Origin of the sequence: Corynebacterium mustelae (assembly GCF_001020985.1) — a bacterium.
GTDB lineage: Bacteria > Actinomycetota > Actinomycetes > Mycobacteriales > Mycobacteriaceae > Corynebacterium > Corynebacterium mustelae.
In genome coordinates, this window is sequence record NZ_CP011542.1 from 144,500 (window position 1) to 159,455 (window position 14,956).

14 protein-coding genes and 1 tRNA gene are annotated in these 14,956 nt (G+C 51.8%); 8 read left to right on the forward strand and 7 right to left on the reverse strand.

The genetic code is table 11. From position 1 onward, the window contains the following. Positions 1-356: 356 nt before the first annotated feature. Positions 357-1,397, reverse strand: a complete 1,041-nt coding sequence (locus CMUST_RS00690; RefSeq protein ID WP_047260903.1) for a prephenate dehydrogenase — start codon at positions 1,395-1,397, stop codon at positions 357-359. Positions 1,398-1,435: 38 nt separating this feature from the next. Here CMUST_RS00690 and CMUST_RS00695 point away from each other — a divergent pair, with 38 nt between their 5' ends. The 4 genes from CMUST_RS00695 to CMUST_RS00710 all read left to right on the forward strand — a co-directional run bounded on the left by CMUST_RS00695 (position 1,436) and on the right by CMUST_RS00710 (position 2,930). Next, positions 1,436-1,915, forward strand: coding sequence for a tRNA adenosine deaminase-associated protein (locus CMUST_RS00695; protein WP_047260904.1), 480 nt, complete (start codon positions 1,436-1,438; stop codon positions 1,913-1,915). 75 nt (positions 1,916-1,990) lie between these two features. Continuing rightward, on the forward strand, positions 1,991-2,422 hold the full coding sequence (locus CMUST_RS00700) for a nucleoside deaminase (RefSeq protein WP_047263243.1): 432 nt from the start codon (positions 1,991-1,993) through the stop codon (positions 2,420-2,422). A gap of 87 nt (positions 2,423-2,509) precedes the next feature. After that, positions 2,510-2,749 carry a CsbD family protein gene (locus CMUST_RS00705; RefSeq protein WP_047260905.1) on the forward strand — a complete coding sequence of 80 codons (240 nt, stop codon included), beginning with the start codon at positions 2,510-2,512 and terminating at the stop codon, positions 2,747-2,749. A 90-nt stretch (positions 2,750-2,839) separates the two neighbouring features. After that, positions 2,840-2,930, forward strand: a tRNA-Ser gene (locus CMUST_RS00710). Between the two features lie 424 nt (positions 2,931-3,354). Here the strand turns inward: CMUST_RS00710 and CMUST_RS00715 are convergent. From CMUST_RS00715 to CMUST_RS00730, 4 genes are all read right to left on the reverse strand, one after another. Next, on the reverse strand, positions 3,355-4,812 hold the full coding sequence (locus tag CMUST_RS00715; RefSeq protein ID WP_052844452.1) for an IS1634 family transposase: 1,458 nt from the start codon (positions 4,810-4,812) through the stop codon (positions 3,355-3,357). A gap of 332 nt (positions 4,813-5,144) precedes the next feature. Beyond that, entirely contained in the window at positions 5,145-6,314 is a 1,170-nt protein-coding gene (locus CMUST_RS00720; RefSeq protein WP_047260906.1) for a type II toxin-antitoxin system HipA family toxin, read from the reverse strand. Then, positions 6,315-6,542 carry a type II toxin-antitoxin system Y4mF family antitoxin gene (locus CMUST_RS00725; RefSeq protein ID WP_047260907.1) on the reverse strand — a complete coding sequence of 76 codons (228 nt, stop codon included), beginning with the start codon at positions 6,540-6,542 and terminating at the stop codon, positions 6,315-6,317. A gap of 5 nt (positions 6,543-6,547) precedes the next feature. Further along, complete coding sequence (locus CMUST_RS00730; RefSeq protein ID WP_047260908.1) at positions 6,548-6,757, reverse strand: hypothetical protein; 210 nt, start codon at positions 6,755-6,757, stop codon at positions 6,548-6,550. A 100-nt stretch (positions 6,758-6,857) separates the two neighbouring features. Between CMUST_RS00730 and CMUST_RS00735 the strand changes: the two genes are divergently transcribed. The 3 genes from CMUST_RS00735 (at position 6,858) to CMUST_RS00745 (ending at position 12,085) form a co-directional block, all read left to right on the forward strand. Beyond that, complete coding sequence (locus tag CMUST_RS00735) at positions 6,858-9,329, forward strand: MMPL family transporter (protein ID WP_083987378.1); 2,472 nt, start codon at positions 6,858-6,860, stop codon at positions 9,327-9,329. A 5-nt stretch (positions 9,330-9,334) separates the two neighbouring features. After that, on the forward strand, positions 9,335-10,594 hold the full coding sequence (gene tgt, locus CMUST_RS00740) for a tRNA guanosine(34) transglycosylase Tgt (protein ID WP_047260909.1): 1,260 nt from the start codon (positions 9,335-9,337) through the stop codon (positions 10,592-10,594). A gap of 105 nt (positions 10,595-10,699) precedes the next feature. Beyond that, complete coding sequence (locus CMUST_RS00745) at positions 10,700-12,085, forward strand: ATP-binding protein (protein ID WP_047260910.1); 1,386 nt, start codon at positions 10,700-10,702, stop codon at positions 12,083-12,085. Positions 12,086-12,222: 137 nt separating this feature from the next. Here the strand turns inward: CMUST_RS00745 and CMUST_RS00750 are convergent, their stop codons facing one another. Further along, positions 12,223-12,876 carry a queuosine precursor transporter gene (locus tag CMUST_RS00750; protein ID WP_047260911.1) on the reverse strand — a complete coding sequence of 218 codons (654 nt, stop codon included), beginning with the start codon at positions 12,874-12,876 and terminating at the stop codon, positions 12,223-12,225. Between the two features lie 23 nt (positions 12,877-12,899). Here CMUST_RS00750 and gluQRS point away from each other — a divergent pair, with 23 nt between their 5' ends. Then, positions 12,900-13,796 (forward strand): tRNA glutamyl-Q(34) synthetase GluQRS, encoded by an 897-nt coding sequence (gene gluQRS, locus CMUST_RS00755; RefSeq protein WP_047260912.1) that lies wholly within the window; start codon positions 12,900-12,902, stop codon positions 13,794-13,796. Here gluQRS and CMUST_RS00760 read toward each other — a convergent pair. Continuing rightward, positions 13,784-14,824 carry a glycosyltransferase gene (locus CMUST_RS00760; RefSeq protein WP_201779212.1) on the reverse strand — a complete coding sequence of 347 codons (1,041 nt, stop codon included), beginning with the start codon at positions 14,822-14,824 and terminating at the stop codon, positions 13,784-13,786. The genes gluQRS and CMUST_RS00760 overlap by 13 nt on opposite strands. Positions 14,825-14,956 lie beyond the last annotated feature (132 nt).

Consider the following 14,956-nt stretch of genomic DNA (forward strand, 5'->3'; position numbering starts at 1 on the left):
CTTCTCGCAGGGAACACTGAAGGAACAGATTGGGAAATCCACGATCTACTCTTCAAAAGTATGTGATAGTGGAGAACATCACTATGAGAAAGGTGAAGCTCGATGAGTGATGTTTTCAAATCTATAGACGCCTTGTATTCAGATCGCATCCGGTTGCTCCAGGTCGATCCAGAACGCTACTTTCAGCTCTACCCTCGCCCAAAATTTGGTTTTCAGCTAACAGGATCAGATTCTTGCAACGAAAAGGAGTAGCTAAAATGCTAAGTCGGCGGATTCTCTGGAGTTAAAAACTCGGTCGGTGTCTAAGGCTTAAGTTCTCACGGAACGAAAACCCGCGTTAAGCGGGTTTAACGCCGTTACCCCTTCCCATTTTCCCACAGCACTTCAATCCGAGCCCCGAGGCTTTCTGCTTGTATAAGTTGACGCACCCAACCATCTGCGCCGGGGTGCAGGCGAAACACTGGCCGGTTGGATACGGGGGTGGGGCTGACGGATTGTTCGACGTTTAACCCGGAGCGGGCTTCGAATCGAATGCGGGATCTGTAGCCATTATCAACGAGTTCTTCCAAGGACGGGTGGGTTTGTATAAGGTTGGCTCGGGCGTCGTTAAGTAAGGAGAGCGCTTCGTCGAGGGCGTCGAGAAGCGCCACGCTATTGGTTTCGCACATTGCGCGCACAAGCGACGGCGCGGAGCCTGCGACCCGGGTGGCGTCGCGGAAGCTGCCAGCGGCAAGGGAGAGTGCGAGTGCGCCACCGTTATCGCCGATGATTGCCAGTGTCTCGGCGAAGATGTGGGGGAGGTGGCTCACCCGTGCGACGGCTGCATCATGTTGTTGTATCCGGGCGGGTATGACTTCAGCACCTACCTTGGTGGCCATATGAACTACATCTACCCACAGGCTAATCCAGTCTTCTTCTAATTCATCTTCTTTGTCTGCGGCATGGTCGAAGGTGACTACCCAGACTGCGCGCCGGAATAGTTCTGGGTTGGAGGCTTCCCAGCCGGAATTAGCGGTACCTGCCATGGGGTGTCCGCCGACGTAGCGTGCTTGCATGTTGCGTGCTCTAACGAGGTCATAGACTTCACCTTTGACGCTTACTACATCGGTAAAGCCGCAGCTAGGTGCGTGCTCATTGATGGTTTCAAGCAGGGAATCAATGGCGGGCATGGGGGTAGCCAAGACGATGAGTGCGTTGTCGGCTTCGGCCCGGGTTAGTGTTTCGATTAAATTATCGCTAACGTCGTAGCCTTCTTTCGCGGCGGCGCGGGCGGCGGAGGGGGAACGGTTGAAGCCGTAGGCGATCACACCTTCGTCGATTAGCGCACGAAGAAGCGACCCCCCGATCAATCCGAGGCCGAGAATGCAGACAGGGCGGGAAATTTCATTGATGCTCACCTGACAAGTGTGACACATAACGACTACGGTTATTCGGTATGGAGCGTAATTTTGCAGTAACTGTTACCCGCGGCGATGGTTCGTGGGAAGTCCGGCCATTCAAAGATAAGTTTTCGTCGCTGGACACCTCTGTTCAGGCGGTGCGTAATTTGCGTGCCGAGTCTGCTGCGTTTGCGTTACTGTGTGTCGATGATGAGTATTTTGTGATCGTGCGTCCAGCGCCAACGGGGACTCGACTGTTCCTCTCAGATGCGTCCATGGCGGCAGTGGATGACTTCGCCGCCATGATTTTGGAAGAAATAGGGGTGGAGATCCCAGATATTTCGGAAGAAGAATTTGCCGACACGGAGGGGTGGCCGGAAGGCGACTTTGATATTTTGGCCGATCTTGGGGTGGGGGAGCAGGTGTTGAGCATTATTTGCGATGAAACGGAGTGGTGGGCTTCGGAACAGCTCCAGCGGCTCGCTGAGGAATTAGGGTTCGAGGAAGAGCTCAATCGCGCGGCGAAGTTGGATTAGTCGGTGGACACGCCTGCTTTTCGACGCCCCCCGGCCCTGCCGCGACCAGCTTTTCAGGTTCAAGCGGCGCAGCTGATGCACGAGGCAATCGCGGTGGCGCGCACTACCCCAACCGGCGACATCCCGGTTGGGGCGATCGTTCTTAACCCAGCCGGTGAGATAATTGGCACGGGTACGAATCGTCGGGAAACAGACAACGACCCCACAGCCCATGCGGAAATCATGGCTATCCGCGAGGCTGCTTGCAACCACAACGATGGATGGCGGCTTACTGATTGCACCCTTGTGGTTACCCTTGAACCGTGCACCATGTGCGCTGGGGCTATAGTGGGGTCTCGGTTAAAGCGTCTTGTGTTCGGTGCATTTGAACCCAAAACAGGCGCATGCGGCTCCGTTTTCGACGTCGTACGCGATAGGCAGGTATTACATTCACCTGAAGTGCTTGGCGGAGTTTTGGCGGATGAATGCGCAGCTCTCTTGGCAGATTTCTTCACGGGTTTGCGGTAGCTACAAAGTTGCTGTGCCCCACGCCACACCAGTTTTCGGTAGTGTGGGCTGATGTAAGTACACCAAATAAAACATAAGGAGTTACCAATGGGTGACATTGAAAATACCTTCGACGACCTCAAAGGCAAGGCAAAGGAAACCGCTGGCGACCTTACCGGAAACGAAAGCCTCGAAAACGAAGGCAAGGCAGATCAGGTGAAATCTGATGTTCGTTCCGCTGTGGAAAACGCAGGCGAACACATTAAAGACGCTGTTCACGACGCTGGCGAAGCCGTCAAGGACGTAGCCAACAAGGTGATTGGTTCCTTCAAGAAGGACGACGCCTAAACCGCTTAAAGGTTGTCATCGTTTGCAATCGGTGATGGGTCTGGCATGGGGATTTGCCCCATTTCGCCCCATCACCTAGGATTTTCAAACGGTGGCGTGTCCGAGCGGCCGAAGGTGCTCGCCTCGAAAGCGAGTGTTGGGTAACCCCCAACCGCGGGTTCAAATCCCGCCGCCACCGCCATTGTCATCAGTCGCGACATGGTGGACATAACCGGTGATTGGTGTTCTGGAATAGGAACCATCACCGGTTTTTTGTGTCAAGGGGTTCGTGTTGGATGGGGGTTCGCATTCGTTTTTAGAGCACGTCCTAGCAGTCGGCAACGAGGCGTTTGTGGCGTGTCGGTGCGTTAAGAGAAGGTAGCGTCTCTGGTTTCACGGCTTCCGCACCGAAATAACGAACCCTGCTGGGTTCTGTGGTCAATTTCGCGGTGTGGCCGTGGTGAATGCTATTAGCGGGCGGCCGTGTGGTTTTGATGAAGACTATTCATATGTCAACGATGTCGCTACAGACCCTGTCAACTATCAATCAGTGAACCCTAGAACAGAAATGTAACTATCTCATAAGCCCACACATCGCCGTTGTAGTCATCCTGACTTGCACAGTTTTAGTACGACATTTTGTTGAGGATTTCTTGGGCTTCTGGTGTGATTTTTGTGGGGATGGTTATCGGGCCGTGGGGTGTGTTGATGGTTACGTCTCGTAAGGGTTCGAGGATGTTGATGATTTTTTGTCGACTGAATCCGGTGAGATCTTGTAGGAAACGTGCGACGGCTAGGGCGACAAAGACGAGATTTAGGTGGGCGCGGATGGAATCTTCTTTCCGTACGTACATTGGCCTGGCTTGAAGGTCGCTTTTTGCCATTCGGAAACTTCGTTCCACTTCGTATAGGTCATGATATGTTGCAATGATTTGTTCACCTGACATGTCCTCGGCCGAGATGTTGGTGATGTATCCTTTCCAGCCTGCTAGTTGTGACGCTTTTTCAAAATCATCAGTGTTGAACTCACAACGGCCGCTGGTGTGGGTAACAAACCGTGCCCGTTTTTGTTTCCGCGTTCCTGTGACGATTTCTTCAGCACGTTGACGTTGCTTGGCAAGAGTGTGCTTGTCGTTGGCAAATCGCTTGTGTGAATACTGACAGACCATTCGCCGTGTGGTTCGGTGAGTTGTGCTAGGGCCCATTGTTTTCGTTGATTCGACGATATGCCCATCATCAATAGCGTGTCCTGTCTCATTGATGGGCATATCCATCTTGTAGGGAGCTTTGGACATTCTTGCCCCGATAATGAATTGAAACCCAAGCGCTTCTAGATGATTGCAGTTGTCCGCAGAAATCATGCCAGCATCGGCGACAACAATGATATTTTCCACGTTATGCCGCCTGCGAAAGCTATTCAGTACATCAATCATGGTGAGTGCTTCTGCTTTGTTTCCCTCGAAGCAGGAAATTTCCAAGGGAAGTCCACGGCTATCAACAAGCAGTCCCACAACAACCTGTGGATCGATACGACGCTCTTTCGAGTACCCCACTTTACGTAAATCGTCTTCACGATCTGCTTCAAAATACAACGTCGTAACGTCATAAAGCACCCACGCTACTGTGCCACGTGCCAGGCTGAAATCAAAACATGCTCGGGAAAACGCACTGTACTTATCCTCATCAAAAGCTGTTTTCACTGCAGCTGAAACCGTGTTGCGATGAACAGCAGGTAACCCTAACCGTTGAAGCACCATGGGTACTTGTGACTTCGAAGAAGGCTGGACTACACGTGCAAAAACAGTGCGGGCAAAAACAGAATCCACCGGATAGATCGCATCAAAACCAAGCGTCGACCACGCACAAGCAAAAACATCCAATAATACGCGAGCAGTCATCGACTCCACCGTCAACGAGTCTTCGGTATCACCTGCCACTGGTAACTCAAGATCTAACTCAAGCTGATCAGCGTAAAGCAGATCACGCGCTTTTTTGAGTAAAGCGTGAAGTTCAATCTCGTTATGGGCAGAACCGACATGATAATCCACCACAGTTCGGCGATGCACATCCCGCACGATCTGCACGGCAGTCGCACCGCTAGCAGTCCTAACTTTCCTAATCCGCACCACACAACAAGACTAACAAGCCCAAAAAACCCACCAAATTAGTACGACAAAAACCCAAAAAACACCCTAAAACCCCAGCTCACCCACAACCAAACCCACCAAAACCACAAACCACTGTGCAACTCAGGTCATAAGCCCACACATCGCCGTTGTAGTCATCGATCGCTACATGGTTGGCATGACCCGTGTTTCTGTTTTTGAAAAGTCAGCGATACCAGGTTCTAGGTTTTGTTGTCAGTGAGTGTGCTTGATTGGTTGTCAGTGATGTCTTAAGCGTCAATTGATGGTTTTTATAACCATGCCTTCCTGCGGCTATGTAAAATTCTTGGAATATCCCGTCGCTGTCTAGTGGTTAGGGAAAGGTTTGCTAGTAGGTTCTCTGCCAGTTGTTCCGTGGCATCAAGGGCAGCTTCGGCAACCTGGTTCACTATTATTTCCGGCAGCCCGATGGTTTTTCCAAAAGTAAGGAAACGTTTTTTGCTAAGCCCTTTTCGACTGCCGCCGACACTAAGTGCAAGATCGTTGTCGCCATAGATGAGAGTGGAAGGAATGTCATATATAGGGGTTGGCTCAAATCCGTTTCCTTTGTTGTAGAGGGAGAAATTTTTGGCATGAAGATCGCCGTTACCGCTAAGCCAAGCTAATGCGACTTGAAGAGCAACAGATCGAAGAGCCACGATTGGTGTTGCGCTTACTTGGGCGAGCCCAAAGGCTATTTCTTCATAGGAAACGTTATATTTGTCTGCTGGGTAGATGCCTAGAATTTGGGCTCCATCTTCGACTGGAACGCGATGACCACCATAGGAATCGAAACGACTTACCAGTAATCCGGAACGCCCGGTCTTGTCATGGATTATGCGTGCGTTAACAAGCTCGTGGCGAAGCTTATGGGAATATGCAGTTACGGTCTCAATGCAGGTGTATTCATTTTCCACTAGTTGCGGATACTCTGGCGGTGACAGTTTTAAAATTGCATCTGCATCCTGTGATTTAACCGGAATGGCAATGGTTCGTGCTGATGCTTTGTCTTGCGCCCCAGCGATTGCAAACGGGTCAGGTATTTGGGAATGCGATAATACTGCGGAGAAATCCACATTCTCATCGTCGGCGGTGATTGTAAATAGTGGTGACGGTAATGGTGGTATTTTTTCGGTTGGCAGAATCCTTACATTGCCAACTGGGGCAGTACCGACCCCAAGCAATAAACTCAGCTCGTCATCGGCCGATGCCTTGAGCTGTCGTTTGAGTGTTGATAGTCGTCGTCCTTCTGGTAGAAGGCCGGTAAAAAATGGGGGCAGCGCACCGCCTTTGTAGAGTTGGGGGTTCGTTTCCACGGGAAGGGTAGTAGCTATGGGTTGACCGTCATAATCGGACAAATATTTGAATTCGATTCCAAGATTTGTTCGGGTGAGGGTAGCTGCTAATACATCGGACACAAAGACGAATGCTTGGTTATTCATTTACGCATCCTTCCTGAGGTAGCCAGGAACTTGTTGGTTAATGGTGAGGGTTAGTCCCAAGGCATTGATGAGTGCGAGTAGTTTGTCCAGGCGAAGTGTCGCTTTTCCTTTCTCTGCTTCCCGGACAAACCTTTCAGAAACGCCAGCGTAAGCGGCTATTTCAGCTTGTGTTAGGCGAGTTAATTTCCGTTTATCACGTAGTGTTGCTGCAATCTCGTTGATGTCCATCACCGCTATCCTTCCGGAATGATCGCTCCGTTTTTGATTGATTGTACAGCGCATGCTTTTTGTTTTCGACAGAAACGGAACGATCGCTCCGATTGCTTCGTGATTGAACTAGTGGTGTTTTTGCAGTACCCAGTGGTTGCGGCACTACGGCGGTGAGGGGTTGCGGCAGTGGCGGCGTCGAAAAGCGGTAGTGCTTCAACCAACGGTCTAAACATTGCGCCATAAGGTAGTAGCATGGTGGGCACGCAATCGATAATTTTTTAATCGGTTATTTATGTTTAGCTTAACGACTGTGGGAGAAAGGGGCGCTTCGACGTGGCGAAGTTGCTGTACCGCCTAGGCCGCTGGTGTTATCGCGCCAAATGGATTGTTATCGTGGTGTGGGTGCTCATGCTGGCAGCGATCGGTGGTTCAGCCTTTGCTTTCCAGGGTGGCTATAACGACATCTTTACTATCAACGGAACGCAAGCCCAAAAAGCAACGCACCTATTGCTGAAGAACTTTCCCGGGACAAAATCACCCATCGAGTCCACAGGAGTGACCATTGCGTTCAAAGCCCCGGCGGGGGAAAAATTAGAGGACCCAGATAATAGCGCGGCCATTGATCAGGTTATTGGCCATATTGAAAATAATCTGGAGGGGCTTACCGACACTCAGCGCTTTGGTAATCCAGTGAAGATAAGTCCAGAGCTTCAGCGGTTCGTATTCGATACTGCCACCAGTCAGGGATTACCAGAAGAAGTAGCTAAAAAAGATGCAGATAATCTCAGTCTGATTAGCCCCGAAGGCAACATTGGCTTTACGACGTTTAGCATCGACGTCCCTATTCCAGCCGACGTAACTAAACAGCAACGCGAAGTCATCGCAGACGCGATGGACTTAGGGCGCGCTGCCGGGCTGGAAGTTGAGGCCGGTGGCCCCGCGTACGGCGACCCGATCGTTATCGAGGAAACCTCCGAAATTATTGGCCTTGCGGTGGCTGCGATTATTCTTGTGCTCACCTTCGGATCAATGGTTGCGGCGGGATTGCCACTGATCACAGCGGTTATCAGTGTGGCAATAGGTTCCTTATCCGTAACACTAGCAACCGCGTGGGTGCCGTTAAACAACATCACTCCGGTATTAGCAGTGATGCTTGGTTTGGCTGTTGGTGTGGACTACGCCCTGTTTATTCTCTTCCGCTACCGGCACGAATTATCCCGAATGGGCAGGGAAGAAGCGGCAGGAATGGCGGTAGGGACTGCAGGATCAGCGGTGGTATTCGCCGGGCTAACTGTCATCATTGCGTTGGTGGCGTTGGTTGTGGCCGATATCGCATTCTTGACTTATATGGGAATGGCCGCTGCGTTTACCGTATTTATCGCCGTCGTAATCGCACTGACGTTACTGCCAGCGATTCTAGGAGTGCTTGGACACCGGGTATTTAAGGGAGAGATCAAAGCGATCACGCACCGCAGCCGTACCAACCCCATGGGGGAGCGGTGGGTCAAGCTTATACATAAAGCACCCGCACTCGTGATTGCCATTGTGGTCTTTGGGCTGGGTGCGTTAACAATTCCCGCTGGTCAACTGCATCTTTCGTTACCTTCTGATGGTCAGTCGCCAAAAGAAACCACACAGCGAAAGATGGCCGATATCTTATATGAGGGTTTCGGTCCCGGCGCGGACGCCCAGTTTTTGGTGGTGGTGGACGCCCATGATGTCAATCCTGATTCCAAAGCATTAGAACCGTTGATCCGGGCGCAGCAACCGTTGGACCCTGCGGCGGAATTTGATCGCAATAAGGCGGCCGCCTTTGCCTCCTATATGCATGTGGTGCAGAAGTTCTCCGCAACTCAAGATGTTCGCCATGTGCAATTGATTGGTGTTTCCGACGATGGGTATGCCGCCCAAATGTTGTTGACAACGGATAAGGCGAATATTGATCCTGCTACTAATCAATTGATTTCTGCGCTTCGAATTAAGGAAAAGGAAGTCACCGCTGCAACCGGGGTTGATTCTGGTATTACTGGTTTGGTTCCGGTGCAGCAGGATGTGGTTAATCGCTTAAGTAATGCTATGCCGCTGTATCTTTCCATTGTGGTTGGCCTGGCGATTGTGCTCCTGCTGATTATTTTCCGAAGTGTGCTGGTCCCGATAATTGCTGGTGTTGGTTTTCTGTTGTCCGTGGGGGCGGCTTTTGGTGTCACGGTGCTGTTTTGGCAACAGGGCCTGTGGGGTGTGGTGGGTACTCCGGCACCGATCATCGCGTTCTTGCCGATCTTCCTCATCGGCGTGTGTTTCGGTTTGGCGATGGACTATCAGGTGTTTTTGGTCTCGGCGATGCGTGAGCATTACACACATTCCGGCAGCCAGGGTGAGGGTAAATACAACGGCACCGAGGCTTCCGTTATTCACGGATTTGCCAAAGGGGCACGGGTGGTGACTGCGGCGGCGTTGATTATGATCGCGGTGTTTATCGCGTTTATTGGGCAGCCGATTCCGTTTATCAAGATTTTCGGTTTCGCCTTGGGCGCTGGCGTATTTTTCGACGCATTCTTGGTGCGCATGGCATTTGTGCCAGCCGCTATGTTTTTAACCGGGCACGCAACCTGGTGGATGCCTAAGTGGTTGGATAAGATCCTGCCGCGTCTCGATGTCGAGGGTGCAAAATTGGAGGAGGAATTCGCCCGGAATCACCCTGAATTGGTCAAGCCACGGGTGATCCATACTGAGCCGGTTCGGGCGGCGAGTGCCAAGAAGATTGGCGCGGTATTTACCCAGGATAGCGATAGCGGGTTACACTAACCGGCATGGAATCACACGTTGACACAACTTTTAGTCTTAAAACCGAACTGGAGCCAGGGCCGGGAAAACATGGACGTACCGGCACGATTCATACCCCTCACGGTGATATCCACACTCCGGCGTTTATTCCGGTTGGGACGAAAGCAACGGTGAAAACACTTACCCCAGAGCAGGTGAAGGAAACGGGTGCGCAGGCGGTGTTGTCCAACGCCTATCACCTTTATCTGCAACCAGGTCCTGACATTGTTGATGAAGCGGGCGGGGTGGCTGCGTTCGAGAATTGGGATGGGCCAACCTACACCGATTCTGGTGGTTTTCAGGTGATGAGCCTTGGGGTGGGATTTAAAAAAGTTCTAGCAATGGACACCGCTGGGCTGACTGAGGGCGATATCCGTGCTCGGCACAAAGATCGCTATGCCAAGGTGGATGAAGAAGGCGTTGATTTCCGCAGCGTGGTTGATGGTTCTAAACACCGATTCACGCCAGAAATCTCCATGCAGATTCAGCATAAATTGGGTGCCGATATCATGTTTGCCTTTGATGAATTAACCACGCTTGTCGATACTCGGTTATATCAGGAACAGTCCGTGGACCGTACCCATCGGTGGGCGAAGCGGTGCCTTGATGAACACGATCGGCTTACCCGGGAACGCGCCGACAAACCACTGCAATCCTTGTGGGGTGTGGTGCAAGGCGCTCAGTACGAGGATTTGCGTCGCCAAGCCACCCGGGGCCTCATTCAGCTATCCGACCAAGCGGAGGCGGAGGGCAAACGCGGCTTCGGTGGTTTCGGAATTGGTGGTGCGTTAGAGAAAGAAAACCTAGGCACCATCGTTGGTTGGGTGTGCGATGAGTTGCCGAAAGAAAAGCCGCGGCACCTTCTGGGTATCTCGGAGCCAGATGACCTTTTCACCGCCATTGAGGCGGGTGCGGATACTTTCGACTGTGTGGCACCGACCCGGCTGGGGCGGCGAGGTGGCGTATACACGCTAGATGGCCGAATGAATCTTCTGAATGCGCGTTTCAAACGTGATTTCACCGGTGTGGATGAAGAGTTCGGCGGTTACGTCTCCGAGAACTATTCCCGCGCATATATTCATCATTTGCTTAAAGCAAAGGAATTCCTCGCTGGAACGTTATGCACCATGCATAATGTCACCTTTATGGTGCGGCTGGTTGATAACATCCGCGCCGCTATTGACGGCGGCTATTACGAGGACTACAAAGCCGAATTCATGGGCCGTTACTACGCTAAAAAGAACTAACTCGAAACCTACTCGAAAATCCGGTTTCGAGTAGAACATGGCCATGAGCTGTGATGATGAGGCTACTCGAAATCTACTCGAAAAATTTTCGAGTAGAATGACGATATGTTTAACGGTGACATTCAAGCGTTATGTGAGACCGGAGAATCGCAGTGGTTAGAGCGGAAGTCTTTCCGTATCAAAGGGAAAGACTTAGCGAAAGCCTTTGTAGCTATGGCAAATGCCGAAGGCGGGGTAGTTGCGGTAGGCGTGAGTAACCGACAGCCAGAGGGCCTACCCACAATCGCGCAGGAAAATGAAATCAGGCAAGCGACGTTTGATTTTTGTGACCCTACCGTTCCGGCCCGTATTAATGTCATTGAAACAACGACGCCTGATGGCAAACCTGCGCAAATATTTGTGTGTGAGATTGAGGCAAGTGACCGTGTGCATTCTTTAAAGAATGGCGAGTGCTTTTTGCGAGTCGGGGACGAAACTAAGCAATTACGCACTGATCAGATCTTGGAGTTACGGTATTCCAAGGGGGAACAACAATTTGACGTTACTCCAGCTCCCACCGCTGAACGTGACGATTTAGATGACAAAAAACTAGCAGCGTTCGCCACAGTGATCGGGGCATCTTCCGTCGACTCGGTACTTAATGCGCGAAGCCTGCTTACCCGTGAGGGAAAACCCACCGTTGCGGCGATTCTATGTTTTGGCAAAAATCCACAACGATATTTTCTTAATGCCTATATTCGGGTGCTGCGGTGGGGTGATAGTGATCGGTTGCCGGGAGTTTCGCAGCAATTGCTTTTCGACGAACGGTTTGAAGGCACCTTGGAAGAACAAGTCGCAGATGCTGCAGCGCGCATTGATGAGCTTTTGCCAAAAGTCAAACGATTGTCAGCTAACGGAAACTTTGAATGGCAGAGCGTTATTCCTCGTGATGTTTGGTTAGAGGGGCTGGTTAATGCCGTCGTCCACCGGTCGTACAGCATGATTGGCGACCACATTCGTTTTGAGATTTATCCAGACAGGATTGAGGTATCCAGCCCTGGCCGATTCCCTGGACTAGCGGATCCACGCAAGCCATTATCGATCGCTCGTTTTGCCAGGAACCCGTCAATAGCCCGTATCGCTGCTGAGCTTCGCATCGGGCAAGAACTGGGTGAGGGTATTAAACGAATGTTTTTTGAAATGCATCAAGTTGGTCTTGCGGAACCGGTGTATAGCCAAAACGGAAATGTCATTTTGACGTTACGCGCCCAACGGCGAATAAATGATGCAATGTTGGCGGAACTGCCGACTAATGCTGACACAGTTCTGGCTGCGTTGGGAAGTAGTCAGCAACCGTTGGGCACGAGCGAAGTGGCGGCTATTGCCAAGTTGAGTGTGCCCACCGCGCGCCGGGTGTTAGCGGCGTTACGGGATAAAGGCTTGATCGCGTGGGAGGGCAAAAGCCCTAAAGATCCACGCGCTGTGTGGCGAATAAAGCCGCCTCTAAAATAAGGGACTTGTGTTCTACTCGAAACCTACTCGAAACTCCGGTTTCCAGTAGAACATGGCCATGAGCTGCGATGATGGGGCTACTCGAAAGCTACTCGAAAATTTTCGAGTAGCTTGTGGCGTCGAAAAGCGGTGAGGTTTTACGCAACCTCGCCGAAGTTTTCCTTCTTTTCTACCCACTTAATCACTTGGAACGTAATCGGCATAACGAGCACCTCGACTGCGGTTTTCCATAAGAAGCCGACCACTACAAAATTCACGGTGTCGGAAACAGTTGTAATCCCGATAACCGGTGCGGCGATGAGGCAGAAAATCAAAGTATCGCCGAACTCACCCACCACGGTTGAACTGAGAAGCCGCTGCCACAGCTTGCCTGCGTTTCGATCTTTCATGCGGGTAAGCGTCCAAGCGTTTAACAATTGCCCCACGGCGTAGCCCGCCAAGGACGCGAGAACGATCCGCGGCACCAGCCCCAACGTCGCCGCGAATGCGTCCTGTCCCTCGTAGAAATCCGCCGCTGGCAGGGCGATAGCGATATAAAATGCGGCTACGGCGATCAGGGTTACGAAAAACCCAGTCCAAATGGCGCGCCGGGCCGCCTTGAACCCATAACATTCGCCGATAACATCACCAATAACATAGGCGGCGGGGAAGAGGAAGAACGCGCCATCTGTTACCAATGGGCCAATCATTACCCCTTTGGTTGATGTGATATTAGAAATTAGAAAGATAGCCACAAACAGCGCCAAAAGGATTGGGTAGGCACTGTTGCGTACCGGAATATAACGACTCATGCGGAAGATTCTACGATGGATGCATGGTAGAAGCGTTAACCGAAAGCACAAGTGGTGCGGGCCGGTATGCCCCCAGTCCCAGCGGCGACCTGCATTTTGGCAACCTCCGAACCGCCACCTTGGCGTGGTTGTTTGCCAGGTCTAGCGGCCGGAATTTTTATATGCGGGTGGAAAATATCGATACCCAACGCAGCTCCGAAGAATCGGCGCAACGGCAGTTGAAAGATCTGGCGGATCTGGGATTGGAGTGGGACGGCGAGGTGCTTTACCAAACGGATCGGTTCGATGCCTACGAAAAAGCGTTGGAACAGCTACCGCACTACGAATGCTACTGTTCCCGCAAGGACATCCAGGACGCCTCCCGCGCCCCACACGCCATCCCTGGCCAGTATCCAGGAACGTGCCGTGACCTTGATGCGGATGAACGTGCGTTACGACGCGCCACACTCGCCGCCGACAACCGCGTCCCCGCGTTGCGCCTGCGAGCGGAAGTGTCACAGTGGGAGGTTTCTGATTTTTACGCAGGTAGAGTCGTCGGTGAGGTTGACGACATGATTTTAAGGCGCGGCGGTCAGCAACCTGATTGGGCTTATAACTTGGCAGTGGTTGTGGACGACGCCTACCAGGGGGTTGACCAGGTGGTGCGTGGTGATGATCTCCTGTCCTCTGCACCGCGTCAAGGGTATTTGGCGCACTTATTGGGGGTTGCTGCCCCCGAATATGTGCATGTGCCGCTGGTGCTTAACACCCGCGGGCAGCGTTTGGCTAAACGCGATGGTGCCGTCACGTTGCGCGACCTTGACCCCCAAGATGTGTTTGCCCGAATCGCGGATTCTTTGGGGTATACCGCCCACAGTCCGCAGCAGCTCCTTGAGCTTTTCGACGCCCACACAATTCCATTGGAACCTTACGTGTGGTAGGCCTCCACGAGTTGATCTACACAGCTATCAAAGGTGTACTGCTGTGAAATTTCCGTACCGATCGGGACGTTCCCTAAGAGATCGTCGATGCGTCTGGCTAATGCTTGTGGATTGCGCGCCGGGAACAACTGGGTGGTGCTTATGGCAAACTGACTTGTCGCTGACAGTGGAGCTTCCGCGATAATCGGTGTGACTCCGCACCGCAATGCTTCCATGCAGCTCATGCCCTCCACTTCGATAAAAGCCGGGTGAATATAAAGATCGGCGGCAGTGATTGCGGCGGTTAAGGTGGGCGAATCGAAAAATTTGAACTGCGGGGCATGCCGCAACGTACCTTCGTCGATAAGCTCGCGCGATAGGCGTTGCAAACTTTCCTTGGTTGGGCCCTGCCCTGCGAAAATTAGTTGAATATCGTGTTTGGCCTTGGTGTAGCGCATCGCTTGCAGCAGTGTCTTTTGGTCTTTCTCTCGGGAAAATCTACCGACACATATCACTGTCCACCGAGCTGGCGACTCGGGAATCTCCGGTAAATCCTCAGGCAGCGGTTCTATTTTCACGCCATTGGAAATTACTTTCAGCGGCGCGCGGAAGCCCGCTTCTTGTAGCCGGATCCGCACATTCTCTGAAGGGCACTGCACCCAGGCACACCGATCAAAAATAAATCGCTGCCATAGTCGTAAAAACATTTGGTTGAGTGGTTTGAACTGTTCAAGATATACGGAAGCGGTCATGTTTTCTGGGTGCAAATGGTACGTCGCCACACATTGTGTGTCTAACTTTTGCGCATAATGCGCGGCCATTGCCTGTAATAAGAAGGGTTCTTCCAAGTGGACTATATCTGCCCACGCGACAGCCTCGCGTACTGTTTTTCTACGTGTCTTGGCGAAAATATACCCCTGCGAACTAATCAGTGGTTGTAACAAGGGGACTTTTAACACCGGCAAATTGAAATCCCCGCCTGCCGCTAAGGTGCGAACCTCAAAACCCCGCTCTTTTAGAGCGGCGATTGTTTGGCGTGCGGATGCCACGAGGCCATTTCCCCGGCTTTCGAGACTGTTTATGACGAAGAGAATTTTAGTAGGTTGCACACCAAAACTATCGATAGAGATACCTCTATTTGTTACTTGCTGCTGAAGGTTATTTGTGTCATAGAATGCGAA

Coding starts and splice junctions, on each gene's coding strand:
- CMUST_RS00695 (WP_047260904.1), top strand. CDS start 1,436: ATGGAGCGTAATTTTGCAGTAACTGTTACCCGCGGCGATGGTTCGTGG.
- CMUST_RS00700 (WP_047263243.1), top strand. CDS start 1,991: ATGCACGAGGCAATCGCGGTGGCGCGCACTACCCCAACCGGCGACATC.
- CMUST_RS00705 (WP_047260905.1), top strand. CDS start 2,510: ATGGGTGACATTGAAAATACCTTCGACGACCTCAAAGGCAAGGCAAAG.
- CMUST_RS00720 (WP_047260906.1), bottom strand. CDS start 6,314: ATGAATAACCAAGCATTCGTCTTTGTGTCCGATGTATTAGCAGCTACC.
- CMUST_RS00725 (WP_047260907.1), bottom strand. CDS start 6,542: ATGGACATCAACGAGATTGCAGCAACACTACGTGATAAACGGAAATTA.
- CMUST_RS00730 (WP_047260908.1), bottom strand. CDS start 6,757: ATGTTTAGACCGTTGGTTGAAGCACTACCGCTTTTCGACGCCGCCACT.
- tgt (WP_047260909.1), top strand. CDS start 9,335: ATGGAATCACACGTTGACACAACTTTTAGTCTTAAAACCGAACTGGAG.
- CMUST_RS00745 (WP_047260910.1), top strand. CDS start 10,700: ATGTTTAACGGTGACATTCAAGCGTTATGTGAGACCGGAGAATCGCAG.
- CMUST_RS00750 (WP_047260911.1), bottom strand. CDS start 12,876: ATGAGTCGTTATATTCCGGTACGCAACAGTGCCTACCCAATCCTTTTG.
- gluQRS (WP_047260912.1), top strand. CDS start 12,900: ATGGTAGAAGCGTTAACCGAAAGCACAAGTGGTGCGGGCCGGTATGCC.